Consider the following 25,447-nt stretch of genomic DNA (forward strand, 5'->3'; position numbering starts at 1 on the left):
CCTCAGGTGCGGATCTTGCTGATCGTGTCGTAAATCGGGCCCATCACGGACAGCATGATCCAGCCCACCAGTACGCCCAGTATCACCGTCATGGCCGGTTCTATCATGGACTGTACTTTTTCTATCATTTCCTTGACCTCGCGGTTGTAGAAATAGCTGACATTGCGCAGCGCGCCGTCGAGCCCGCCCGTGGCTTCGCCCACCTTCAGCATGCGGATCACCAGCGGCGGGAAGATGCCGGTCTGCTGGAATGCGGCCGTGATGCCATGGCCTTCCGAAATCAGTTGCGCAGCGCGGCGCAGGCCGGCCGCGATTACGCGGTTGCCGACTATGCCTTCGGACAGGTGGATGCACTCGAGTATGGTAATCCCGGATGCATACATCATGGCGAAAAAGGTGGCGAAGCGGGCCAGTATGATTTTGTGCAGCACGGGGCCGATCAGCCAGATGCGCAGCTTGAAACCATCCGCGCGGAAGCGCGCCGCTTCGCTATGCGCCAGCCAGGCCCGGCCACCGAAATAGGCTGCCAGCGGCAGGCCGATCAGTACATACCAGTAGTTGATGAACACATTGGACAGCCAGATCAGCGCCTTGGTGTGCAGCGGCAGGGTGTTGCCCATATTCTTGACGAAGGAAGTGAGCTGCGGCACCAGATAGATCATCAGGAAAAAGGTCACACCCACCACGAAAGTGCCGACGGCGGCCGGATACATCACGATCTTCTTGGTCTGGGAAGCCAGTTCGTCCTGCCACTTCAGGCTTTCCGACAGGTTTTTGAACACTTCCGCCAGCTTGCCGCTCTGTTCGCCGGCCGTGATCAGGCTGGTGAAGGTCAAGTCAAACACTTCCGGATAGGCTGCCAGCGCGGCCGACAGTTGCTGGCCGCCTTCGATATTCTCGATCAGTCCGGTAATCATTTCGCGAAAGCGCGGATGGTCTATGCTGTCGCGCAGATCGTTCAAGCCTTCCAGTATGGGTACGCCGGCGCCCGTCAGTTGCTCCATGTGGAAGCAGAAGTTGATCAGGTCGTGGCGCGTGATCACGCGCTTGAGCGCCACCACCCGCGTGCGCGAAGCGCGGCAATCAATCAGGTCCAGCCCCATGCGGTGCAGGCGCAGTTCCAGATCAGGCTCGTTGGCAGCGTCCATATTGCCGGGCTGGATATGGCCGGACGCATCCATGGCGCGGTAGTAGAACTGGGTCATCGGCTCAGGCGCTCGGTCAGGTCGACCACGCGGCCCACTTCTTCCAGCGTGGTAATGCCGTCCAGTACGCGGCGCAGGCCGTCGTCGATCAGGCTGTGGAAGCCGGCCGCGTTGGCCGCATTGCGCAGTTCGCGCGTGGAGGCGCGGCGTGCGATCAGCTCGTCGATGGCCGGCGTCATTTTCAGCAGTTCCATGATGGCGATACGGCCCTTGTAGCCCTGATGGGCGCAATGGGGGCAGCCCACTGCGTGGTACAGGGTCTGCGGGCCGGCGCCTTCCGGCAGGTCGAGTAGGCGGCGTTCCACTTCGTCCGCTTCGTGCGGTGCGCGGCATTCGGTGCACAGCTTGCGCACCAGACGCTGGGCGACGATGCCGATGATGTTGCCGGCCATGATGTCGGGCACGATGCCGATATCGAGCAGGCGCGACACCGAGCCCACGGCGGAATTGGTGTGCAGGGTGGAATACACCTGATGGCCCGTCATGGCGGCGGCAAACGCCATTTCCGCCGTTTCCTTGTCGCGGATCTCGCCCACCAGAATGATGTCGGGGTCTTGCCGCATCATCGAACGTATGCCTTCGGCAAAGCCCATCTTGGCCGATTCGTTGACGGAGGTCTGGCGTATCATATTCATCGGATACTCGACCGGGTCCTCCAGCGTCATGATGTTGACGCTCTCCGTATTGATATGGTTGAGGATGGAGTACAGCGTGGTGGTCTTGCCCGAGCCGGTCGGGCCTGTCACGAGGATGACGCCGTCGGGACGGGCGATCATCAGCTTCAGCAGGTCCAGCTCCGTTTCACCGAGGCCCAGACCATCGAGAGGGACTATGCCTTTTTGCCGGTCCAGCACGCGCAGTACGAAGTTTTCGCCGTGCGTGGTGGGTTGGGCCGAGGCGCGGAAGTCGATCTGGCGGCCCGAGAATTTGATCGAGATGCGGCCATCTTGCGGCGCGCGCGTCTCGGCGATGTTCATATTCGAAATCACTTTCAGGCGCACGGCCATGGCCGGCCAGTAGGATTTGTGCAGGCTGCGGATCTGGCGCAGGATGCCGTCGATACGGTAGCGTATGCGCAGGAAGGATTGCTCGGGCTCGAAGTGCAGGTCGGACGCGCCATTTTGCACCGCGTCGGCCAGAATCGCATCGATCAGGCGTACCATGGGCTGGCTGTACTCATCCGAAGTAGTGCCCAGACTGGCGTAATTGACTTCGCCCGTTTCGATTTCATGCAGGATGCCGTCGATCGACAGTTCGAAACCGTAGTACTGGTCGATGGCGCGGCTGATGTCCGATTCATTCACCAGCAGCGGGCTGATGGTAATGCCCTTGACCAGCATCGCGCTGATCTGGTCCAGCGCGACGATGTTGCTGGTGTCGGACATGGCCAGGATCAGATTGTCGGTCGCGCGTTCGTAGACGATGGGGAACACGCGGTAGCGCTTGGCCACTTCCTTGGGGATCAGCTTGAGGGCGATCGCATCGACCACCAGACTGGTCAGGTCGGCGCTCTGCTGATTGAGGTTTTCCGACAGCGCCATGCGCACCGTGGCTTCGGTCACGAAGCCGAGCGTGATCAGCAGCTTGCCCAGCGGCTCGTTGCTGCGTTTCTGTTCTATCAGTGCAATGCGCAGCTGGTCTTCGCTGATGACCCCTTTCTGGATCAGCAGTTTGCCTAGTGGAAGTTTTGCCTGTTCAGCCATGGTGTCGTTCTAGCGGGCGCTGGCGCCCAGTTCCTGCAGTCGTTTGGCCAGCGCTGCGCGGTCGAAGGCCGCCGCCGTATTCTGCGCCAGGGCCAGTGCGCGCTGGTAGTAAGTCTGCGCCAGCTTGCCCTGATTTAAGCGGTCCAGCCCGATTGCCAGATTGTAGGCATAGTCGGGATTGGTGGGGGCAGCGCTGTAGGCACGGAAGTAAGCTTGCTGGGCTTCCTGCCAGCGATTTTGCTGGGCGTACAGATTGCCCAGCGCGAAATGCACGGGCGCGGCCTCCGGATTGCTGGCCAGGATGCCTTTCAGACGTACTTCATTCTGGGCCGGATCACCTTGCCGCAGGCCGACCATGCCGGCAATCGCTGCACCGTCGCGCGGATCGAGTTCCAGCAAACGCAGATAGTAGCTGGCCGCCTGCGCAGGCTGCTGCTCGCGGCTGGCGATGCTGGCCAGAGCCAGCAGGGCATCGCGGTTGTTGCCATCCTGCTGCAACACGGCTTCATACTGCTGGCGCGCACTGGCCAGCTCTCCCGTGTTCAGCGCCTGATAGGCGCCGCCCAGTGCTGCGGCCAGCGGTTCGGATTTCTGACCGCGCGCGACGCGGATATCGCTGCTTTCCGGTGCGGCCAGTGGCGGCAGGCTGGCAGGCTGCGGCGCATTGAGCTGGGCCTGCAGCGCTTGCTGGGTGGCGGCCAGTTGCTGTTCGGCCTGGGTCAGGCGGCGTTCCAGTTCGTCGCGCTGGCCATTGTTCTTCGGCGCGGACGGCAGCAGTGCGCCATCCTCTGCCGGTGGCGCAGCTTCGCTGCTGCGTGCGGGTGCGCTGACCACCTGGGCTGGCGTGGCACCGGTGGCGCCGGGCGGCGGCATGGGGACGGGCGGCAGACGTGCACCGGCACCGGGCGCCATCACAGCTTGCCAGTAGTAATAGCCGAAACCGGCTATGATCAGCACCAGCAGGCCGATCAGTCCGAACAGGCGCAGGCGTTCAGGATCGATGCCGCTGTGTTCCGGGCTGCTGGCCGCAGCCGCACGGGCGCGCGCACGCGCTGCGCCGCGCGGTGCGTCGGCCTTTTCATTGCGCGGGCTGTCGACTGGCGCACGCGGTGCGGTTCTGGCGGCGGCTTCACGGGCGCTGGCGCCAGCCTGTTGGCTGGCGCGTGCGGCAGCAGCGTTGCCTGCCGCTGCGGTTTTCGCTGCGGCGGCTGGCGCTGTTGCTGCCGTATCCGACGCGGTCGTTGCAGCGGGCTTGGCGGCCGTGGCGGCCGGAGGGCGCGCTGCCGTCGGCGCCGGCTTATCCAGGTTTAAGCCGGCATAGTCCGCTGCTGCGGCGCTTGCCGTACTCATCAGGCCTGCATCGGCCGCAGGCGTCGGCGTGGGAGCGGCGCTGGCGCCGCCAGCGGGAAAGTCCAGACTATGCGTGCCGGCGGGGCCTGCTGGCGCGGTGGCGAAAGCAGCCGGCGCGGCGCCTGCTGCTGCAGCGCCTTCGCTGGCAGCCGTGGCGGCAGCTTGGGGCGCGGGCGTCATCGGCTCCAGGCTGAGGCCGGCCAGCGGCTCCAGACTCAGCTCCGGTTCTTGCCGCGTGCTGGCTGCGCTCATGCTGGCGGGCAGCGCGGGCTCCGGTGTGAGCGCCAGAATCTCGTCGAATTCCTGCGACGGTTTGTCCAGTTCTTCATGGCCGGCGGAATTCTGCTGGGCGCGCTCGGCTTTCTTGAGCGCCTGCATCAATAGACTCATGATCTAGTTCCCCTTGGCGGTCACGGCGGGTGCTGCGGCCTCGCCGTAAGCTGCGGTGTCGGGCGCGCTACCGGGCAGCATGTAGCGGTAATCCTTGTAGTCGCCATTGACGCTGGCATCCTTCACCACCACGGGGCGCATGAAGATGACCAGCTCCGTCTTGCTGGCGTTCTCGTTACGGTAGGAGAACAGATTGCCCAGCACGGGCACGCTGCTCAAGCCGGGGATGCCGTCCTTGGCATTGTCGACGGAATCCTGCATCAGGCCGCCCATCACGGCGATCTGGCCGCTCGATACTTTCATCAGCGATTCCAGTTCGCGCGCCTGGATCACAGGCACTTTGCTGATGACCGTGCCCAGCGCCGGATTCGGGTCTTGCACATAGCCGACGATGCGTGTGATGGTAGGACGCACATTCAGCGTGACTTCATCGGTCTCGGAAATCTGCGGCGTCACGCTCATGACGAAGCCCACGGGCACGGTTTCCAGCTTGGATTCGTAGGTGGCGGGCGAGGTTGGCGTGCCGTTCACGCCCAGCACGGCCGGTGTGACCTTGATGGAGAAGAAGACGTTGTTGTCCACCACTTTCAGCAAGGCAGTCTGGTTGTTCAGCACGCTAATTTTCGGGCTGGACAGCACTTTGACTTTACCGAACGATTCCAGTAGCTGGATGGTGGAAGCGATATTCCCTAACCGGCTAGTCGGGTTGGTGTAGTTAAGCACGAACACACCGGGGCTGGTGCCAGGGTTGATATTGCTGGGCAGGGCAGCCGTGCCCACCTGTCCCTGCGTCAGCTTGAGGCCGCTCTTGGATAGCGAGGACCAGTTGATGCCCTGCTGGTACTGGTCGCCCAGCCGCACTTCGATGATGGTGGCTTCGATCAGCACCTGACGCTTGGCGGCACCGAGCACGATGTCAAGGAATTCGCGGATTTTCTCGTGCTGGCGCGCCGTTGCGCGCACGGCGATCAGGCCACCTTCGGCATTGACGATGACCGAAGTGGTGTTCTTGTTGCTGGCCTTGTTGCCGCCAAAAGCGGCCGCATCAAAGCCGCTGGCGGCTGGTGCCGTTGCGGGCTGGGCGCCGGGATTGCTCGCGCCGGCCTGATTCAGCGCAGCCAGCGGGTCGGGATTGCTGTCCGCCAGATTCGAGCTGCGCAGCATGTCGCGGATATTCTTTTCCAGGCTGTACCAGAAATTATTGTCCGAACGGTTGTTGACGACGGTGGTCGAGTTATTGCTGCCGTTGCCGTTGGCACCGTTGTTGTTATTGCTGATGGGCGTGCTGCTCTGGCCGCTACTCGAGCTGCTGGTGCTGGCCGCGCTGGTGGCAGCGACCGGATTGGACGCGCCGCTGCCGCCGCCGGTGGTGGAAATCTGGGTGGCGATATTCACGCTGCTGCTGGTGCTGCGCGCGATGTTGACGTAGTCCACCTTGTAGTTGCGCCATTCGGGTGTGTCGGGCAGCACGGTCAGGGTGTCGCCATGAATCTCGTAGCGCATATCGACCTGACGCTGGATGCGGCTCAGCAGTTGGGGCAGCGTCTGGTCCAGCGCATTCAGCGTCACTACGCCTTCGATGCCGGGATGGATGTCCACATTCAGGCCAGCGTCGCGCGCGAGTGCGAACAGCAGCGATTCCACCGGCACCTTGTGCACCGTCACGCTATACGTTTCGACCTTGGCCGTGGCACCGGGTGGCGGCAGGGCAGCGCTCTGCTGCACCGGCTCGGGGATGGCACCAGCAGCACGGGGCGCTTCAGCGATGTGGGTGGGCGATGGCGCCAGGGTATGGCTTGCGCATGCGCTCAGCAACACGCTGCACACCATGGGGACGATGGGAGTGGCGAGTTTTTTCATTGTTTCTTTCCGGCCCGGAAGGAGTGCAGGATATTGTATATTTGCAATATAGACAGCATGATCTTACAAATTGCCCCGGGCCGCAAGGACAGCACTTGAAATTGCCCAAATAAGCAGCACGATGGCGCCTGCCCATGCAACAGCGGGCCACCACGGGCGCTGGCGCGCATGGCGCTGGAAACCCGCTTCGCGTATGGCCTGGCGCGCGTGGCGTGCCTGCACCACGCTGGCATCGGCCGCATAGGCGGCCAGCAGGGCCTTGTCGGCTAGAATATTGATGCGGCGGATGATGCCTTCTGAAGCGCGCGCGATGAGCCGCTGCGCCTGCGGGCTGAACAGGGGCGTGCCGTCGTGTCCGGCCGCCTGCAGCCGGCAAGCGAGGAATTCATCGAGCAGTTCGGCCGGCAGGGCCGGCACGGTGAAACTGTGGGTGATGCGTTCGCGCAGTTGGCGCATGCTGTTCAGGGCCAGATGCTGGTCCAGCTCGGGCTGGCCGAACAGCACGATCTGCAGCAGCTTGCGGTGCGCCGTTTCCAGATTGGTCAGCAGGCGTATGGCTTCCAGCGTGGCCAGCGGCATGGCCTGGGCCTCTTCCACCAGCAGCACGACTTGACGGCCGCGGCTATGGCGCTCGATCAGGTCGGCATGCAGCGCGCGCTGAATTTCATCGACCCGCAAGCCATGGCCGGCCAGCCCCAGCTCGGCGGCGAGCGCATATTGCACCTGTTCCGCATCAAGATTCGGATTGACCAGATAGATCACATCGATATGCGCGGGTAGCTGGCTCTCGAGCATGCGGCACAACATGGTCTTGCCGGCGCCCACTTCGCCCGTCACCTTGATGATGCCTTCGCCATGGCAGACGGCATACAGCAAGGCTTGCAGGATATCGCCGCGGGTATTGCCCGGATAGAAAAAGGCCGGATTCGGCGTGATGCCGAACGGTGCTTCGCGCAGCCTGAAGTGGGAGAGATACATGGTGGCCGCTATTCTATACAGGCAAGGAAGGCCTGTTCCAGTGTGGCCATGCCGTACTGGGCGCGGCACTCGGCCGGCGTGCCGATAAAGCGGATCTGGCCCGCGTGCAGGATGGCCAGGCGGTCGCACAGCATTTCCACATCGGCCAGGTTGTGCGAGGTCAGGAACAGCGAGCTGCCGCGCGCGCGCAAGGCCGTCAGTTGCTGGCGCAGCAGGGCATGGGCGCGCGGATCAAGGCCGCTCATGGGCTCGTCCAGCACATACAGGGCCTTGGGCGCCAGCAAACAGGCGGCCAGTCCCAGTTTCTGCGTCATGCCTTTGGAATACTGGCGCACCGTCTGTTCCAGCGCGGCCGGTGCCAGATCCAGCGCTGCCAGCATGGCGTGCACCTGTTCCGCATGGTAGTCCAGACCCTGCAGGCTGAGCACATAGCGCAGGAATTCGGCACCTTTGAGGTAGTAGGGCGGGATGAAGCTTTCCGGTAGAAAGCCCAGCGCGCTGCGGCTGGCGGGCTGGTCGTGCGGCTGGCCGAAAATTTCGATGCGGCCACCGTCGGGCCGGATGAAGTCCAGCAGGCATTTGATCAGGCTGGTTTTGCCGGCCCCGTTGAGTCCCACCAGCGCCAGACATTCGCCCGCTTCGACCTGCAGATTCAGGCCTTGCAGCACGGCTGTTGCGCCATAGCGTATATCAACTTGCTGGAAGCGCAGGGCGGGATGCGTCATGTGTGGGTGGCCGGGTGCTTAGGACGGGAAAACCTCCGCCACTGTAGCGCATTCGTGCCAGGAATGCGATATCTTGTGACTCGGGCGCACTGAAAACCGCTCAAGGCCCGCTTTCTGCCTTAGAATTGCCGCACGTTGATGAGCTGTGCAGAGAGTGAGGATCAGGAATGGCAAGACCAGAGAAAGTACGTCTGGGTGAAATACTGGTGCAGCAAAAGCTGCTCACGGAAGAGCAACTGACGGCAGCGCTGGCCGAACAGCAGCGCAGCGGGCGCAAGCTGGGCCGCGTGTTCATCGAGAATGGTTATGTCACCGAAGAACAGATCGCCGGTGCGCTGGCGCGTCAGCTCAGCATTCCCTACCTCAATCTGAAATTTTTCAACGTCAATCCCGAAGTGGTGCGGCTGCTGCCGGAAACCCAGGCGCGCCGCTTCCGCACGCTGGTACTGGAAGACCGCCGCGGCTCGCTGCTGGTCGGCATGTCCGATCCGACCGACCTGTTTGCCTACGACGAAATCAGCCGCATCCTCAAGCAGCCGCTGGAACTGGCCGTGGTCAACGAGACGGAAGTGCTGGCCGCGATCGACCGCATCTACCGCCGCACGGAAGATATTTCCGATCTGGCACGCGAGCTCGAGCAGGATCTCGGCGATGCCTCGGTCGACTTCGGCGCACTGGCGGCCGCCAATGCCAATCTGGAAGAAGCGCCCGTGGTCAAGCTGCTGCAGTCGGTGTTCGACGACGCGGCCCAGGTGCGCGCCTCGGACATCCACATCGAGCCGCAGGAAGCCCGGCTGCAAATCCGCTTCCGTATCGACGGCCTGTTGCACCTGCAGACGGAAGCCGATATCCGTATTGCCCCGGCGCTGGCGCTGCGCCTGAAGCTGATGTCCGACCTGGATATTTCGGAAAAACGTTTGCCGCAGGATGGCCGCTTTGCTGTGCGGGTAAAAAACCAGCGTATCGACGTGCGTATTTCCACCATGCCCACGCAGTACGGCGAATCGGTGGTGATGCGTCTGTTGAGTCAAGGTGGCACTAACTTGCGTCTCGATAGTATTGGTATGCCGCGCGCCATGGTGGAACGCTTCCGCGCCATAGTCCAGCGCCCCAACGGGCTGGTGCTGGTGACCGGGCCTACCGGTAGCGGCAAGACCACCACGCTGTATAGCGCGCTGTCCGAGCTCAATTCGGTCGAGAAAAAGCTGATCACGGTAGAAGATCCGGTGGAATACCGGCTGGCGGGGATTAATCAGGTGCAGGTCAACGACAAGATCGAACTGAGTTTTGCGCGCGTGCTGCGTTCAGCCCTGCGGCAGGACCCCGACATCGTGCTGGTAGGTGAGATGCGCGATCAGGAAACTGCCCAGATCGGTCTGCGCGCGGCGATGACGGGTCACTTAGTGCTGTCCACGCTGCACACCAACGATGCGGCCAGCACGCCGCTGCGGCTGATGGACATGGGCGTGCCGCGCTATATGGTGGGCAGTTCGCTGCAGGCCGTGTTGGCCCAGCGGCTGGTGCGGGTGATCTGCGAAAGCTGCACCACGCCGTATGAACTGACGGCGCCCGAGCGTGAATGGCTGCGCATGGAACTCAACGATAAAGTCGATATGGCGCGCTATTTCCATGGCAAGGGCTGCTCGCACTGCAATGGCATGGGCTACCGTGGCCGTACCGGCGTGTATGAATTGCTGGAAATGACTCGGGAAGTGGCCGATGCGGCCAACAACCCTGATCCGGCCTATTTCCTGACCAAGGCGGCGGCCCAGATGGGCGGCGAGACGTTGCGCCGGCATGCCGTGTCGCTGGTGATCCAGGGGAAGACCACCGTGGCGGAAGCCATGCGCGTCAGCAACCAGAGCGAGGATTGAGGTGCCGTATTTTTCCTACAAGGCGCGGAATGCGCGCGGCGAGTTGCTGCAAGGCGTGATGGAAGGCGTCGACAGCGGTGCCGTGGCGAACCAGTTGAGTAGCGCCGGTGCCACGCCCGTGCAGATTACGCTCACGCGTGGCGGGGCCACGCCCAAGGGCGAGGGCATAGCCGGCCTGGGCAAGCTGTGGGCGCGCTCTGTGACCTCGATGGATGTGCAACTGTTCAGCCGCCAGATCTATACGCTGCTCAAATCCGGCGTGCCCATCATGCGCGGGCTGGCCGGCTTGCAGGAATCGGCCATCAACCCCAGTTTTGGCGCCGTCATCAAGGACTTGCGCGAATCGCTGGACGCCGGCCGCGAGCTATCCGTGGCGATGCGGCGCCATCCGAAGGTGTTTAGCGAATTCTATCTGTCCATGGTACGCGTGGGCGAAATGACGGGCCGGCTGGAAGAAGTGTTCCTGCGCCTGTTCGACCACATGGAATTCGAGCGCGAGATGCGTGCGCGTGTGAAAAGCGCCACGCGCTACCCGATCTTCGTGATCGTCGCCATGTTGCTGGCGGTGGTGGTGGTGAATATCTTCGTGATCCCCCAGTTCGTCAAAGTGTTCGAGAGCTTCCATGCCGAGCTGCCGCTGATGACGCGCCTGCTGATAGGCGGTTCGCGGTTTACGGTCGACTACTGGATGCAACTGTTATTCCTCAGTGTGGCGGGGCTGGTCGGCGTGCGTGGCTGGATACGCACGCGTGCTGGCCGCTACCGATGGGATCGTATGAAGTTGAAATTTCCCATTGCGGGCAAGATCATCCTGAAAGCCACGCTGGCCCGCTTTGCGCGCAGCTACGCGCTGTCCAGCCGTAGCGGCGTGCCTATCGTACAGGCGTTGACGGTGGTGTCGCAGACGGTCGATAACGCGTATCTGAGCAAGCGCGTGGAGCGCATGCGTGATAGCGTGGAACGCGGCGACAGCATCTTGCGCACGGCCATGGCGGCCAAAGTATTTACCCCGGTGGTGATCCAGATGATAGCGGTGGGTGAGGAATCCGGTTCGCTCGATGAGCTGATGGAGGAAATCGCCCAGATGTATGAACGCGAAGTGGATTATGAGCTGAAGACGCTGGCGGCGCAGATCGAACCCATCCTGATTACCTTCCTCGGTGTGCTGGTACTGGTGCTCGCGCTGGGTATCTTCGTGCCGATCTGGGATCTGGGCAAAGTGGCGATACCGCACTGATGCGCGAGCGCGGCTACAGTCTGTTCGAGTTCGCCATCAGCGTGATTGTGTTCGCATTGGTGCTGGCGGTGGCCCTGCAGCGCATGGGTTTCTATCAGCAGGCCGGTGAACAGGCTGTGGTACAAGCGATACAGATCAATTTACGCACGGCACTTGGTGGCAAAGTGCTAGCTTTGCAGGCGCGCGGTGCGGAAGATCAGATCGCCGCATTGGCCGGTGCCAACCCCGTCGAATGGCTCGAACATCCGCCGGCGCATTATGCCGGCGTGCTGCAGGCCGCGCAGGCACAGGCTTTGCCGCCCGGTAGCTGGTATTTCGATGCGACGCAGCAGCAGCTCGTGTATGTGAGAGACAATCAAGAAACTAGCTTAAATAGTGCTGCTAGGAATATATGTTTCAGAGTAGAATTGCAGCGCTTGCCCGAAAAGAATGCCAATGCCAAGCAAAGGCCAGTCAGACCGACTGGCGTGGAGCTGATAGAAGTAACCAATTGTCGGACACTGCCGTAACACCGGCCCGGTCCTAAAAGTTGTTTTTAATAGTTAGGTATGGAGAATCACATGCAAATTCCAGCAGCACGTCGCAGTTTCGCTGCGCAGCAAGGCGGTTTCACGCTGATTGAACTGATCGTGGTCATCGTCATTCTCGGCATTCTGGCAGCAACGGCGGTGCCCAAGTTCGCGACTCTGGGTACGGATGCCCGTATCGCTAAAATGCAGGGCGCGCGGGCTGCTATCGTGAGTGCCGCCAATATGTATCATGGCCGCTATCTGGCCAATGGTTCCGTCGCGGCCAGCTACGATGGCGTGTCGGTAAACTCCAGTGGTTATCCTGACCTGGCTGGTATGGTGGTTGCCGTACCGCTCACTGATTACATCACCACCAGTTACGCGAACAAAGGCGAAGTCACGCCTGATGCCGGTCATGCGAACTGCAAGCTGACCTATGATCCATCCAACGGTACTGTCACCATGGCGGTCGCTACCACGGACTGCTGATCGGCCTGCGGGGCGGGATGGCGTGATGAAGCCGTGGACTGCGCTGCCCGCCGCTGCCCGTGCGCGCGGCTTTACCTTCGTAGAGCTGGTGATGGTGATTATCGTGCTGGCGGTGCTGGGTGGTATGGCGGTGCCGCGCTTCTTCGAGCGCACAGGTTTCGATGCCGCGTCCTACAACGAACGGTTGAAGGCGATGCTGCGCTACGGCCAGAAAATCGCCATCGCCCAAGGGCGCAATGTCTATGTGCGGGTGAATGGCAGCGGTGTGGTGCTGGCCTATGATCCGTTCTATCTGGTCTACGCGATAGCGCCTGCCGGTACCAATGATGGCAGCGCGAGCACGGTAAGCCTGTGTGGCAATACGGCGAACCGGGCCTGTGCCGGTGTGCCTGGCGGCCTCACGCTGACGGGCGGCACCAGCTTCTATTTTGACCCGACCGGCAGACCCTTCCTGCTGGCCAACACGCCGCCTACACTGACATCGACCTTCACGACCCTGGTACTCGCGCTGACCGGTGATGGCAGCACCCATAACGTCACGGTAGCGGCGGAAACCGGCTATGTCTATTAATCCTACACGGCAGTTGGCGGTGCGCGGCTTCGGGCTGGTCGAGCTGGTGATGTTCATCGTCATCGTCAGTATCGCCGTGCTCGGCGTGTTGCAGGCACTGAGCAACGGTGCGCGCAATAGTGCCGATCCGATGCTGCGCAAACAGGCGCTGGCCATCGCCGAAGGGCTCATGGAAGAGGTGCGTCTGGCCCACTTCAGCTATTGCGACGGCAATGATCCGGCCGCTGAAAGCCCGAGCACGATTAGCCCGGCCAATTGCAGCGTGGCGGAGGGAGTTGGGCCGGAAGCGGGTAACAGCCGTCCCTACGACAATGTCAACGATTATGTGCTGGCCTTCGGTACGCCGCAGGCCTACTCGACGGATGCGGCGGGGAATGGTTTTCCGAATGGTTATAGCGCCACGGTCACGATCAATCCCGATAGCACACTGGGGCCGGCGGGCGCGCAGATTAGCGCCAATGCCACACCGGCCAATATGAATGTGCTGCGCATTACCGTGGCGGTCAGTTATCCGGGCGGCGATACGGTGGTGCTGGATGGCTACCGCACCCGCTACGCGCCGAGGTCGATATGAAGCGCAGCGCTATGCGCGGTTTCACGCTGGTTGAGCTGATCATCGTGATTGCGATTACCGGGATACTGGCCGGCATGGTGGCGATATTCTTGCGCAGCCCGGTACAGAACTATGTGGATACGGCGGCCCGGGCAGAACTCTCCGATATCGCTGATCTCGCCTTGCGGCGGCTGGCGCGCGACGTGCGTCTGGCGCTGCCGAACAGTGTTTATGTTTCGGCGGACCGCAAGATGCTGCAATTTCTGCTCGTGAAAACGGGCGGCCGCTATATCGATATCAGCGATGCGCCACCTGCGACGCTGCTGCCGCTCGATTTCAGTCCGACGGCCAGCCTGTCTTTCGATATTGCCGGTGCCGCGCCGACTGGACGCCAGCAGATACTGGCCAATGATTACATCGTGGTGTTCAATATCGGCAGTGCGCCGGCCGATGCCTACACCGGGGGCAATATCGCGCGCGTGGCATCCGTGTCCGGCACGCGCGTGACGCTGGCCAGCAATCCGTTCGCCACGGCTACGCCCAGCATGCCATCGCCGACCAATCGTTTCCAGGTGGTGACAGGCACGGTGACCTATGTCTGCGCGCCGGCGGCGGGCGGCGGCGGCACGCTGACGCGCAACTACAGTACGGCGATTTTCGGCCCCAACGGTCTGGGCGCGCCACCATACGGCGCGCCGGCTCTGCTGGCTAGAAAAATCTCTGGCTGCGCTTTCGATTACACAGTGTTGGCCAATACCAATGCGGCGCTGGTGAGCATGACGCTGACCCTGACGGCCCCGAATGGCGAGAATGTCAGCCTGAGCCGCCAAGTCCACGTGGATAATACGCCATGAGAGTGCCTAGCCTGATACGCCGCGCCCAGCGTGGCTTTTCCATCGTGACCGCGCTATTTCTGGTGGTGGTGCTGACCACGCTGGCAGTGGCGACGATGGTGTTGAGCACTTCGCAGCAGACCACGGTGGCGATAGACCTGCTGTCCTCGCGTGCCTACGAGGCCGCGCGCGCTGGCATCGAGTACGGCCTGTACCAGAAGCAGATCAATGGCAGTTGCGTCGCCAGCCGCTCATTTGTACCGGGTGGCTCGCTGTCGGGCATGACGGTGACGGTGCTATGCAGTGTGGTCTCCACGCCGGGCATGGGCACCAGTCTGGATCTGGTGACGATCACGGCCACCGCCTGCAATATGCCGCAATCTGGTGCCTGTCCGAGCGGCGTGGCGTTTAGCAATAGTCCAGATTACGTGCAGCGCACGGTCACTGTTCAGTTCTGAGCCATGAAACCGATCACCAATCATACTTCGATGTTGGGCCAATGGCTGCACCGCACGCTACTGCTGCTTGGCATGTTACTGGCGGGTAGCGCGCTGGCTGATACGCCGATCAAACTGTTCAAGAGTTTTGCTGGCAATGTGAGCTTCACCGGGACGCAGAAAACCATGCGTACCAAGGACAATAACAGCGGCCCCTGCAGCGTCAACAATGGCACCATGAATATGGTGCTGAGCGGCGTGCCGGCCGGCGCTACCATAGTCAATGCCCAGTTGTACTGGGCCGGCTCCAGCTCCACCCCCGACTATACGGTGAGCTTCGATGGTGCGAGCGTCACGGCCCCCGCCAACCGCAGTTTTTTTTCGCCCACCATACAGCTAGATTTCTTTGCCGGCGCAGTGGATGTGACCGCCCAGGTCAAGGCCAAGGGCAATGCCACCTACACCGTGGGCGGCTTGACGATCAATACGGGCAACCCGTATTGCAGTGTGCAGACGGTGCTCGGCGGCTTCCAGTTGCTGGTGATTTATTCGCACTCCAGCGAGCCATTCCGGGTGCTGAATATTTACGAAGGCTTCCAGTACATGCAGTATTCGAGCCAGACGCTGACGCTGGCAAACTTCAAGATTCCTTCGCCGGTCGGCAGCTTGACGGGCCGTATCGGCCACATTACGTGGGAGGGCGATACCACGCTGTCAGGCGGCGGCGAAATCCTGCGTTACAACGGGGTGGAAGTCAAAGATAGCCTGAACCCTTCCGGCAACCAGTTCAATTCGGCCAGTAACATCAATAACGATGCGGTTTCCTATGGTATCGACTTCGATGCCTATAGCGTCGCCTCGCCCGTGATACAGGCAGGCCAGACGCAGGCGCGCAGCGACTATCAGTCGGGGCAGGATCTGGTGCTGCTGAACGCTGAAGTGATTGCGGCACCGAATGTGCCAGCCACCGACCATGGCGTGTCGATGACGTTGCAGACACCGCTGCAGCCCTCGCAGGCCAGCAACTACCTGATCAATGTGGTCAACAACGGGCCGCTGGCCGAGGGTGGCCCCATTAAAGTGGTGGATGTGTTGCCCGCTTCGCTGATTTTTGTGAGTGCCAGTGGTACCGGCTGGGCTTGCAGCAATGCGGGCCAGACAGTCACTTGCCTGTATGCTGCCAGCGTGCCCGCTGGTACCAGTCTGCCGCCAATTACGCTGCGCGTGACGGCGGCCGCAGCGGCGTCGGGCCTGATCACGAATAGTGCTACCGTCAGCGGGCCGCTGTACGACTATTACGATGGCAACGATACTTCCACCGTGAGTACTTCGGTGGGGGCGGCAGCCATTGCGCCCACCTATGGCTATACCGATAGTCCCTGCCTCAACGGTCTGCCGTTCGGCGATCCCGACCAGAGCTGCAAGCTGATAGACTTTAACGCCCAGCAGAATCTGGGCAATGACACGATACCGTTGTATCTGACCTATCTGATCTCGAACGTGCCGACGGCGGTGGCGAGCAAAGATACCACCATCAAGCTCAAATATGCGCTGGCCTGCTATGACCCGGCGCAGGACGCCGGCGTGCGCGCGACCTTTACGCGCAATGGCGGCAGTACCGTCACGCTGCCGCTATGCTCGCGTTCGGGTGCTTTGCCGACCGCCAACTCCTCTTACTGGAGCGGCCTCAATGATGTGGTGTTCGAAGGCGGCACGGCCAGCTCGACGGATTACTTCCTGTTTCAGTATGCCGACGTGGGCCGGGTCGAATTTCTTGTCAGTGATGCTTCGGCGCGACTCGGCACGAGCGGCGCCTTTGTAGAGCGCCCGGAGCGGCTGCTGCTGGTGCCGCCCGCAAGCAACGGGGCGCGCACTCCGGCCAGCGTCACCGATCCCAAGTTCATTGCCGCAGGGACGAATTTTTCCATGAGTGTGCAGGCGCTGTTGTATCGCGGCGGTCTGGCGCCGAACTTTGGCAAGGAATCCAGCCCCATCCAGGTTTCGCTGCTGGCGCGCGCTGCCACGGATGATACGGGCGCGCGCCTCAGCGACATGCTCGACCCCGGGGCTAATCCGGAGGACGCGCTGACATTCAGCGGCAGTTTTGGTGCGTTTAGCGGCGGCGTGGCCAGCGGCGCGGCGTTCTCCTATGCCGACGTCGGTGTGCTGGAACTGACTCCGGTGCTCAGTGCGGGGTATCTGGGCACGGGCAATATACAGGCCGAGGCAGTCAATGTCGGGCGATTTGTTCCAGATCATTTCAAGACAGTGATGAAAGCGCCCATGGCGTGTGATCCGAACGGCATGAGCTGTCCGGCCAATGTGGATGGCATGGCGTATTCCGGCCAGCCATTTGAGTTGCAAGTGGTGGCGCAGAACGTGCAGAACGGTACGACCAAGAACTATCGCGGTACGCTGGCGCGGCCTGTGCTGCTGAGCGCCTACGCGGCACCCGGCACCACCACTACGCCCAATCCGCCTGCGAGTCCGAGCGGTGCGGCACTGTCGGCCAACAGCGTCACGGCGGCCAGTTTTGCGGATGGCACGGCCAGCCCCCATCCCGTCTACACGCTACCGAATCCGTTTGTGGCCAGCGCACCCTATGCCAAGAACTGGGTGGTGCCGACCATGGTGTATATCCGCGCGAGCGAAACCGGGAGTACCAGCGATGGCGTGACTTCGCTGCGCAGCAATGCCGAGGAGGGCGGCGTGGCGGTGGTGGCGGGCCGGCTGCTGGTGCCGAACGCCTATGGCTCATCGCAGTTAGCCGTGCCGCTGCAACTGTCGGCCCAGTACTACGGCGTTACCAGCCGCAGCGGTGTGGCCAGCTATTCGTGGCGCGCCAATCCCAGTGATAGCAGCACCAGTCTGACACTGGCCAGTGCCTTGCAGTTTTCCAGTTGCGGTCTGGTGTCCTGTCCCACGCTGGCCAGCGGTGCCGCAGCCGTGCTGACCATAAGCAGCGGCAGCGCCACCACCAGCCTTAAAGCGGGTAGCAACAGCGTCAAAAGCGGGGCGAATCTGAAAGTCAACGGGCCTAGCTGGCTGCCGACGACGCAAGGGCGCGTGACATTCGGTGTTTACCGCAGTCCGGTGATTTTCTTGCGGGAAGTGTATTGAATCAGCCTCATTTTGTTCCGCTTGGTGATGGAAAGTAATCAAACTGGCACCTAGTCTTAAAAATGCGGCAACCTGGCCATGAAACTTGAATATAATCAAGGATGTGTGGCGATTATTGAAAGCAGCACCTAATCATTTGAGAACTTCGGATGCGTTTATTCGGAAAAGCAGGTAACAAGAGTGGCTGGCTGGCACTGGTGCTGACGGCAGACGGGGTGCAGGCGGTCGCCATCGAACGGCGCACCGGCAGCCAGCCGCGCGTACAGCTGGCCCAGACCTATACCGCGCCCAGCGGCTACTCGGGCTCCATACTGTTTCGTGTGGCGCGCGACCTGCATGCCGCCAACTACTACTGCACCACCTTGCTTGGCAGTGGCGCCTACCAGTTGCTGCTGGTGGAAGCGCCGAATGTACCAGCGGCGGAAATGAAGGCCGCGCTGGGCTGGCGCGTGAAGGATATGATCGATTTTCCGCTCGAAGAAGCGACCCTCGATATGGTCATGCTGCCGCCGCCGCAGAACAGCAATATGCATAATTCGCAGGCCTATGCCGTGGTGGCGCGCAACAGCATTCTGGCGCCACACCAGCAAATTTTCTGGGATAACAAGGTGGCACTCGATGCCATCGATATCGACGAAATGGCGCAGCGGAATATTTCGGCCCTGCTGGAACCGGAAGGACGTGGCGTAGCCATGCTGTCCTTCGATAGCGACGGCGGCTTGCTGACGGTGAGCTTCAATGGCGAGCTGTATCTGGCACGCCGCATGGACATTACCTTGGGCCAGTTGCTTGAAACGGAGGTCGACCGTTTGCAGCATCTGCATGACCGTATCACGCTGGAACTGCAGCGTTCGCTCGATCACTTCGAGCGGCAATTCTCGTTTGTGACCATCGCCAAGCTGGTGCTCACGCCGGTCGGCAGTGGCGAGCTGCGCAACTATCTGGCCGCCAATCTGTACCTGCCCGTGGAGCAGCTCGATCTGGCCAGTGTGCTCGATCTGGACGATGTGCCCGATCTGCAGCAGCTGGACCAGCAGGCCGCCTATCTGCGTGCCATCGGTGCGGCACTGCGTACGGCGGAGGTGGTGGCATGAGCCAGCAGATCAATCTATACAACCTTGCCTTCGAGCCGCAGAAGAACTATGCCACCACGCCGGTGGTGCTGGGGGTAGTGCTGACCACCTTGCTGGTGCTGGGCGTGTTCACGGCGCTGGCAAAAAGCCAGCTCAGCGAAACCATGGCGCTGGCGCAGAAGGTGCAGGCCGAACTGGATGCACGCGTGGCCAGCAAGACGGCCGCAACGGCCGCCTTTGTGGCGCCGCGCAAGAGTGAAACGCTGCAGCAGGAAGTCGATCAGGCCAGCAGCACACTGGCCAATCTGCAGAAAGTGGCAGGCCTGCTCGAGCAGGGCCATAGCGGCGCCGTGCAGGGTTATTCGCCGTATTTCCGCGCACTGGCGCGCCGTACCAGCGAGGGCCTGTGGCTGACGGGAGTGCAAATCCTCGCCAATGGCGACAGCATAGGCCTGCAGGGGCGGGCGCTGAAGCCCGGCTTACTGCCGCCGTATCTGGCCGGTCTGTCGGGCGAGCCCGTATTGCGCGGTAAGAAATTCGCCCAGCTCGATCTGCACGAGCCGGCCAGTAGTGCCAGCGCTAGCGCCGCTGCCAGCATGGCGGCGGGGGCTGTGCAAGCCTCGGCCAGTGCTGCAGTGCCGCGGTTTATCGAGTTTAGTCTGCAGTCGACGGCCGATGTGGCCAGCAGCAAGGCGGTGCAACCATGATGGCCAACTGGAAGAAATTCGATGCCTGGCTGATGGCGCTGAGCTTGCGCGAGCGGCTGCTGGGGACGCTGTGCGTGGTGTTGCTGCTGGTGTATCTGGGCTACCAGCTGGAACTGGAACCGCTGTACCGCCAGAATGCCACGCTGCGCGCTACGCTGGAGCAGCAACGCCAGCAGACCGGTGCCATCGATGCGGAACTGGCCCAGCTAGCTGCAGCCGCCAAGCGTGACCCAGATCAGGAGTTGCGCCGCAAGCTGGCCAGCGTGCAGGCTGACAGTGCGGCCCTGCGCGATACATTGCGTGTCGCGCAAAAAGGTCTGGTCGCGCCTGAGCGCATGGGCCCCTTGCTGCAGCAGATGGTCAATGGCCATGGCAAACTGCGTTTGCTGTCGCTGAAGACGCTGGCACCGCAAGGCACGGCCGATGGCCAGTTCCTGTCCAACGAAGGCAGTGATGCCCGCAGCAGCGTCACGCCACTGTTGTACCGCCATGGCGTACAGGTGGTGCTGCAGGGGAGTTATCTGGATATGATCACCTATCTGGAAGCGCTGGAAGCCATGCCGCAGCAACTGTTCTGGGGCGATGCCGTGCTCGATGCGAGCGGCAACGGCGCCGCGCGGTTGAGTCTGACGCTGTACACCTTGAGTCTGGATTCGAAATGGATAGCACTGTGAAGCGCCTGCTAGGCGTGGTAGGACTGGCCTTGCCTATGCTGGCAGGTGCGCAGCAGTTGCAGGACCCGACCCGCGCTCCTGCCGGGCTGGTGTCCGGCCCAGCGCAAGCGGGCGAAATGGAAGGCGCGCCAGCTGCGCCGCGTCTGCAATCGATATTGATCGGTGCAGCGCCCAACAACCGGCGGCTGGCGGTGATCGATGGCGTAACGGTGACGCAGGGTGGCAAATTTGCCGGTGCGCTCGTGGAACGTATCAATGATAATTCGGTAGTGCTGCGACGTGGCAAACTGCGGGAAACCCTGATCCTGTTTCCCCAGACTCCGGGTGGCCTGCAGGCAAGCGGGAATAAACGATGACTAACTACGAGCTTTACATGCAAAAAATGATCTACTGGGCAGGCGTGCTAGGCGCGTCGGCAATGCTGGCGGCTTGCCAGACGCAAGCGCCGCGCGACGCGTATAACAGCATCGATCAGCAGCTCAAGGCTGCCGCAGTTTCCGCACATGCGCCGGCCGCCACGCCGGCCGCAGTGGAAGCGGCCCTGCTGCCGCCAGCGGCCAGCACGCTGGCGGCAGAATTGCCGAAAGCCCGTACCGTGATGGAAGAACGGTTTAATGTCTCGTTCAATCAGGTGCCGGTGCAGCAATTCTTCAATTCCATCGTGGCAGGCACGCGCTACAACATGCTGGTGCATCCCGATGTGACGGGCACGATTTCGGCCAACCTGAAAGACGTCACGCTGTTCGAAGCGCTCGACGCCGTGCGTGAAATGTATGGCTACGATTACAAGGTGGAAGGCACGCGTATCTACATCCGTCCGCTGACCATGCAGACGCGTATTTTCCAGGTCAACTACCTGAGCGCTACGCGCAAAGGTACCTCCAATGTGCGCGTGTCCTCGACTTCGGTCAACACGGTGGGCTCGATGACGGCAGGCCAGGGTAGCGCGGGGGGGAATTCCGGCTTGGGCAGCAATGGTCAGACTAACCAGCCGCAGCAGCCAGGCCAGACCCAGCAATACGTGCTGGAAGACGCCAGCAACGTCAAGACTGCTTCCGCCACGGACTTCTGGACTGATCTGAAGGAAGCACTGGTGGCCCTGGTCGGTGGCACGGGCGAAGGACGCAGCGTCGTCATCAGCCCGCAGTCCGGCGTGGTGGTGGTACGCGCGTTGCCAGAGCAACTGCGCGGAGTCGAGCAGTATCTGAAAGCCACCCGTCTGGCGGTGGAGCGGCAGGTGATACTGGAAGCCAAAATTCTTGAAGTGCAGCTCAATAGTGGCTACCAGAGCGGCGTCAACTGGGCCAGCTTTGCATCCTTTGGCGGCGGCGGTAGCAATCGCGTTTCGGGCGGCGTGATTGCGCCGGGCACCTCGCTGGCGCCTTTGCCAGCGGCCGGTGGACAGCCGCCAGTGATGACCAGTGGCGGCACGGCCGGGATCAGCGCCAGCGCCGGCTACACGCTGTCGAACGCGGCCAATAATGCCGGTACATTGTTCGGTATGGCGTTCCAGACCAGTAATTTTGCCGCCATGATTTCCTTCCTTGAATCGCAAGGTTCGGTGCATGTGCTGTCCAGCCCGCGTATCGCCACCATGAATAACCAGAAGGCCGTGCTGAAAATCGGTACCGACGAATTCTATGTGACGGGCGTGAGCACCACCACCAATTCTAATGTGAGCGGCAATACCACCAGCCCTAACGTGACGCTGCAGCCATTCTTTTCCGGTGTGGTGCTCGATGTGACGCCGCAGATCGATGAAGACGGCAACATCATGCTGCACGTCCATCCTTCGGTCAGCCAGGTGTCTACCGTCAACAAGATCGTCAATCTGGGGGCGGCGGGTTCGCTGCAACTGCCGCTGGCCGCTTCCAGCACCTCGGAAATGGATAGCATGGTGCGTGGCCAGGATGGCCGTATCGTCGCCATCGGCGGGCTGATGCGCCAATCTGCCGTGTCTGACAATAGCCAGGCGCCCGGTCTCGGCGATGTGCCGCTCGTCGGTGGCCTGTTCCGCAATACTGAACGCAGCATGGTCAAGCGCGAACTGGTGGTGCTGATTAAGCCGACCATCGTTGACGGCGCAGCCAGCTATGCGCAGGACCTCGACGAAGCCAGCCGCCGTATTGAGCAACTGGCGCCGCGCAACGGGGGACGCAAGTAAATGTATCAGGCTCACTTCGGTCTGAGCGAGATGCCATTTGGCATCACGCCAGACACCAGCTTCTTCTTTACCAGCCCCCATTCGCAGCAGGCGCTCAACACGCTGCTGGTGGCGGCACGCAGTGGTGAAGGCTTTATCAAGATTACTGGGGAAGTGGGCACGGGCAAGACGCTGTTATGCCGCAAGTTCATGGCCTCGCTGGGGGCGGGCTTTGTCACGGCCTATATTCCCAATCCGTATCTGGAACCGCGCACGCTGATGCTGGCACTGGCGGATGAACTGGAATTGCCGCTGCAGCGCGACGTGGACCAGCACCAGTTGCTGAAATCGCTGACCTTGCGCCTGATGGAACTGGCGCGCGAAGACAAGCAGGTGGTGCTGTGCCTCGATGAAGCCCAGGCCATACCGCTGGAAAGTCTGGAAGCGCTGCGCCTGCTGACCAATCTGGAGACGGAAAAGCGCAAGCTGCTGCAGATCGTGCTGTTCGGCCAGCCTGAGCTGAACCAGCATCTGCAAGCCAATTCCATCCGCCAGCTGGCCCAGCGCATTACTTTTCACTATCATCTCGGGCCTTTGACGCGCGACGACATGGAGTACTATCTGGCTCATCGTCTGCGTGTGGCCGGCTATACGGGTAGCCGCTTGTTCAGCCGAGGCGCCATCAGCAGCTTGTTCAAGGCCAGCGGCGGCATACCGCGGCTGATTAACATTATGGCCAACAAGGCTTTGATGGTATGTTACGGTGAAGGTAAACAGCAGGTAACGAAACGCCATGTAGGACTGGCGGCCAGCGATACTGTGACCCGCGATAAGCGCTGGGTGTGGTGGCTGGCCGGGCTGGTAGTGGCTGCGGCCGCAGGCGGACTGACTTGGGCGTTGATGAAATGAGTTTGATAAACAAGATGTTACAGGACCTCGATGCGCGCGGTGGCAGCGCTGATGGCGCCATGCGCCAGCAGCAGTTGCACGCCGTCGAGGTGCCGGCGGCCCGGCATGGCAAGTACCAGCTCGGCGCACTAGCGCTGGCTGTCGTCGTGCTGGCAGCAGGCGGCTGGTATGGCTGGCACTACTGGCAGGGCCAGCGTGCGGCCCATGCGCTCGGGGTGGTGGCGACTGCAGCGCCGGCGCCCGCATCGGCCCCAACCTCGGCAGCCATCGTTTCAGCACCAGCTGCCAGCCAGAGCGCGACTGCGCCGGTGGCCACAGCTGCACCGCTGGAACTAACGCCCGTAGGGGGGGCGGCGGCCACCAGCACGCCGGCGGCTGTTGCCGCTAAAGCGGACAGGAAAGCCGCCGAAGCACCGGCCAAGCCAGCGGAAGCGGCAAGCGTGGCCGTGGTGCCAGCCGACAAAGTGACGGCGGCACCGAAAGCCTTGGCGGCCAAGAGTGAACGCAAGCTTGCCGCTACGGCCCGCAGCAATGATGAAACAGGCGAAGCGGGCACCATCACGCACAATTTGAGCCCCAAGCTGATGGCCGAAAATACTTACCGGCGCGGGCTGGTGGCTTTGCAGGAAGGCCGCATCAATGCCGCGCTGACGGATTTCGAGCGGGCGCTGGAAATCGATCCGCGCAATGAAGCGGCACGCCAGACCTATATCAGCCTGCTGCTCGAGAACAAGCGTAATGACGAGGCGGTGCGCCAGTTGCGGCTGGCACTGGGCATAGACCCGCGCCAGCCGGGGCTGGCCATGATATTGGCGCGCTTGCAACTCGAAAAAGGCGGCCCGGCGCTGCAGACCTTGCTGACGACATTGCCATACGCCGGCAGCAATCCTGAATACCACGCTTTCCTGGCTGGTGTGCTGCAGCGCGAACAGCGCCACGCCGAAGCGGCCCAGCATTACCGCAATGCGCTGCAGCTCACGCCGCAAAACGGCATCTGGTGGATGGGGCTGGGCATATCGCTGCAAGCCGACAACCATCCGGCCGAAGCGCGCGAAGCTTACCGTCGCGCCCGTGCAGCGAACGGCCTGTCAGCCGAGCTGCAAGCTTTTGTTGAGCGTAAACTCGACGCCTTGTCGCGCTAGTTCTTTACAGGCTGGCCTGTTCACCCCAGATCTGCTTCATGCTGAAGCGCAGGCCGGCCTCATCCTCGCTCAGTGCGGCACTGATGGCATAGTCCGCTGCGCTGCTGCTGCGCTGTACGGGCGGGGTGAGGGTACTGCCGTCGGCATCACGCAGGCAGCAGATGGGCTGGCCGCCGCTGCCATCGTGGCGACCGCTGACCACACCCAGTTCACCATTGTGCAGACGCACCAGCGTGCCGGGCGGATAGTCGCCCAGCTCCAGCCGGAACAACTGCAGCAGTTCCGGATCGACGGGCGCTTGCCGGTCCTGTTGCAGATTGCGCAGCGCCTGATCGGGCACGATGGAACGGCGGTAGTTACGGGCTGACACCTGGGCGCAATAGCGGTCGGCCAGACTGAGCAGCTTGGCATTGCGCGTCACCTCGGGGCTGGCGACACCGGCCGGATAGCCGCTGCCATCATCGTTCTCATGGTGTAGCAGCACGCAGGAAATCCACTCGTCGTCATCGATGCCCGCATGCTTGAGCAGGTTGACGCTCTCTTCCGGATGGCGCCGGATTACGGCCATTTCTTCATGGCTCAGCGAAGATTGCTTGTGCTGGAAGCTCTCGTTATGGCGCAGCATGCCCACATTCATGGTCAGGGCTGCCGCCGCCAGCGTCTGGGTCTGGCCGGCGTCGAGCTGCAGGCCACGGGCGGCGATGATGGTGACGATGGCGGTTTCTATGCAGTGGCGCACGGCATAGCTGCCGGCGATCTGGCACAGCAATATGCTGGCCAGTGCGATATCGGGCTGGATGTCGACGGCCTGCAGCACTTCCAGCGCGATCGCACGTAGCTCGCTCTCGGCCTGATGTTCGTTGCGCAGATTGTGCAGCAGCTTTTCCAGCCGCTGATTGGATAGGTTGAGCCGGCGCAGCACTGAAGGTGCGGCCGCCGCCATGGTTTCGCTCATGATGCCTGGT

The 25,447-nt window shown here is 61.9% G+C and carries 23 protein-coding genes; 16 read left to right on the forward strand and 7 right to left on the reverse strand.

What is annotated here, in order from left to right:
• Positions 1–2: 2 nt before the first annotated feature.
• The 6 genes from GM655_RS07685 to GM655_RS07710 form a co-directional block, all read right to left on the reverse strand.
• Positions 3–1,205, reverse strand: coding sequence for a type II secretion system F family protein (locus tag GM655_RS07685; protein WP_155433936.1), 1,203 nt, complete (start codon positions 1,203–1,205; stop codon positions 3–5).
• Positions 1,202–2,908, reverse strand: coding sequence for a GspE/PulE family protein (locus GM655_RS07690; RefSeq protein WP_155433937.1), 1,707 nt, complete (start codon positions 2,906–2,908; stop codon positions 1,202–1,204). The genes GM655_RS07685 and GM655_RS07690 overlap by 4 nt, the downstream gene beginning before the upstream one ends.
• 9 nt (positions 2,909–2,917) lie before the next feature.
• Positions 2,918–4,648 (reverse strand): tetratricopeptide repeat protein, encoded by a 1,731-nt coding sequence (locus tag GM655_RS07695; RefSeq protein ID WP_155433938.1) that lies wholly within the window; start codon positions 4,646–4,648, stop codon positions 2,918–2,920.
• Positions 4,649–4,651: 3 nt separating this feature from the next.
• Positions 4,652–6,508 (reverse strand): pilus (MSHA type) biogenesis protein MshL, encoded by a 1,857-nt coding sequence (gene mshL, locus GM655_RS07700; protein ID WP_155433939.1) that lies wholly within the window; start codon positions 6,506–6,508, stop codon positions 4,652–4,654.
• Between the two features lie 63 nt (positions 6,509–6,571).
• Entirely contained in the window at positions 6,572–7,486 is a 915-nt protein-coding gene (locus GM655_RS07705; protein WP_155433940.1) for an ExeA family protein, read from the reverse strand.
• Between the two features lie 8 nt (positions 7,487–7,494).
• Positions 7,495–8,211 carry an ABC transporter ATP-binding protein gene (locus GM655_RS07710; RefSeq protein WP_155433941.1) on the reverse strand — a complete coding sequence of 239 codons (717 nt, stop codon included), beginning with the start codon at positions 8,209–8,211 and terminating at the stop codon, positions 7,495–7,497.
• Positions 8,212–8,378: 167 nt separating this feature from the next.
• Here GM655_RS07710 and GM655_RS07715 point away from each other — a divergent pair, with 167 nt between their 5' ends.
• The 16 genes from GM655_RS07715 (at position 8,379) to GM655_RS07790 (ending at position 24,482) form a co-directional block, all read left to right on the forward strand.
• On the forward strand, positions 8,379–10,085 hold the full coding sequence (locus GM655_RS07715; protein ID WP_155433942.1) for a GspE/PulE family protein: 1,707 nt from the start codon (positions 8,379–8,381) through the stop codon (positions 10,083–10,085).
• Position 10,086: 1 nt separating this feature from the next.
• Complete coding sequence (locus GM655_RS07720) at positions 10,087–11,322, forward strand: type II secretion system F family protein (RefSeq protein ID WP_371866729.1); 1,236 nt, start codon at positions 10,087–10,089, stop codon at positions 11,320–11,322.
• Entirely contained in the window at positions 11,322–11,831 is a 510-nt protein-coding gene (locus GM655_RS07725; protein ID WP_155433943.1) for a type II secretion system protein, read from the forward strand. The genes GM655_RS07720 and GM655_RS07725 overlap by 1 nt, the downstream gene beginning before the upstream one ends.
• Positions 11,832–11,882: 51 nt before the next feature.
• Entirely contained in the window at positions 11,883–12,320 is a 438-nt protein-coding gene (locus tag GM655_RS23180; protein ID WP_155433944.1) for a type II secretion system protein, read from the forward strand.
• A 25-nt stretch (positions 12,321–12,345) separates the two neighbouring features.
• Entirely contained in the window at positions 12,346–12,891 is a 546-nt protein-coding gene (locus GM655_RS07735) for a pilus assembly FimT family protein (protein WP_155433945.1), read from the forward strand.
• A complete protein-coding gene (locus tag GM655_RS07740; RefSeq protein ID WP_155433946.1) occupies positions 12,881–13,465 on the forward strand; it encodes a PilV family protein in 585 nt (194 codons plus the stop codon). The genes GM655_RS07735 and GM655_RS07740 overlap by 11 nt, the downstream gene beginning before the upstream one ends.
• Positions 13,462–14,298 carry a prepilin-type N-terminal cleavage/methylation domain-containing protein gene (locus GM655_RS07745; RefSeq protein WP_155433947.1) on the forward strand — a complete coding sequence of 279 codons (837 nt, stop codon included), beginning with the start codon at positions 13,462–13,464 and terminating at the stop codon, positions 14,296–14,298. The genes GM655_RS07740 and GM655_RS07745 overlap by 4 nt, the downstream gene beginning before the upstream one ends.
• Positions 14,295–14,735, forward strand: coding sequence for a pilus assembly PilX family protein (locus GM655_RS07750; protein ID WP_155433948.1), 441 nt, complete (start codon positions 14,295–14,297; stop codon positions 14,733–14,735). Before GM655_RS07745 ends, GM655_RS07750 begins: the two co-directional genes overlap by 4 nt.
• A 3-nt stretch (positions 14,736–14,738) precedes the next feature.
• Positions 14,739–17,834 (forward strand): DUF6701 domain-containing protein, encoded by a 3,096-nt coding sequence (locus GM655_RS07755; RefSeq protein ID WP_155433949.1) that lies wholly within the window; start codon positions 14,739–14,741, stop codon positions 17,832–17,834.
• A 149-nt stretch (positions 17,835–17,983) separates the two neighbouring features.
• On the forward strand, positions 17,984–18,928 hold the full coding sequence (locus GM655_RS07760) for a type IV pilus biogenesis protein PilM (protein ID WP_155433950.1): 945 nt from the start codon (positions 17,984–17,986) through the stop codon (positions 18,926–18,928).
• Positions 18,925–19,614, forward strand: coding sequence for a PilN family protein (locus GM655_RS07765; protein WP_155433951.1), 690 nt, complete (start codon positions 18,925–18,927; stop codon positions 19,612–19,614). The genes GM655_RS07760 and GM655_RS07765 overlap by 4 nt, the downstream gene beginning before the upstream one ends.
• Positions 19,611–20,288 carry a type II secretion system protein GspM gene (locus tag GM655_RS07770; RefSeq protein ID WP_155433952.1) on the forward strand — a complete coding sequence of 226 codons (678 nt, stop codon included), beginning with the start codon at positions 19,611–19,613 and terminating at the stop codon, positions 20,286–20,288. Before GM655_RS07765 ends, GM655_RS07770 begins: the two co-directional genes overlap by 4 nt.
• Positions 20,273–20,644 carry an MSHA biogenesis protein MshK gene (locus tag GM655_RS07775; RefSeq protein ID WP_155433953.1) on the forward strand — a complete coding sequence of 124 codons (372 nt, stop codon included), beginning with the start codon at positions 20,273–20,275 and terminating at the stop codon, positions 20,642–20,644. The genes GM655_RS07770 and GM655_RS07775 overlap by 16 nt, the downstream gene beginning before the upstream one ends.
• A 17-nt stretch (positions 20,645–20,661) precedes the next feature.
• A complete protein-coding gene (mshL, locus tag GM655_RS07780) occupies positions 20,662–22,452 on the forward strand; it encodes a pilus (MSHA type) biogenesis protein MshL (protein WP_229632414.1) in 1,791 nt (596 codons plus the stop codon).
• Positions 22,453–23,340, forward strand: a complete 888-nt coding sequence (locus GM655_RS07785; RefSeq protein ID WP_155433955.1) for an ExeA family protein — start codon at positions 22,453–22,455, stop codon at positions 23,338–23,340.
• On the forward strand, positions 23,337–24,482 hold the full coding sequence (locus GM655_RS07790) for a tetratricopeptide repeat protein (RefSeq protein ID WP_155433956.1): 1,146 nt from the start codon (positions 23,337–23,339) through the stop codon (positions 24,480–24,482). The genes GM655_RS07785 and GM655_RS07790 overlap by 4 nt, the downstream gene beginning before the upstream one ends.
• A 4-nt stretch (positions 24,483–24,486) precedes the next feature.
• Here the strand turns inward: GM655_RS07790 and GM655_RS07795 are convergent, their stop codons facing one another.
• Entirely contained in the window at positions 24,487–25,437 is a 951-nt protein-coding gene (locus GM655_RS07795; protein ID WP_155433957.1) for an HD-GYP domain-containing protein, read from the reverse strand.
• Positions 25,438–25,447: the final 10 nt, after the last annotated feature.

The sequence above is a fragment of the Pseudoduganella danionis genome (genome assembly GCF_009720775.1).
GTDB classification, from domain to species: domain Bacteria; phylum Pseudomonadota; class Gammaproteobacteria; order Burkholderiales; family Burkholderiaceae_D; genus Rugamonas; species Rugamonas danionis.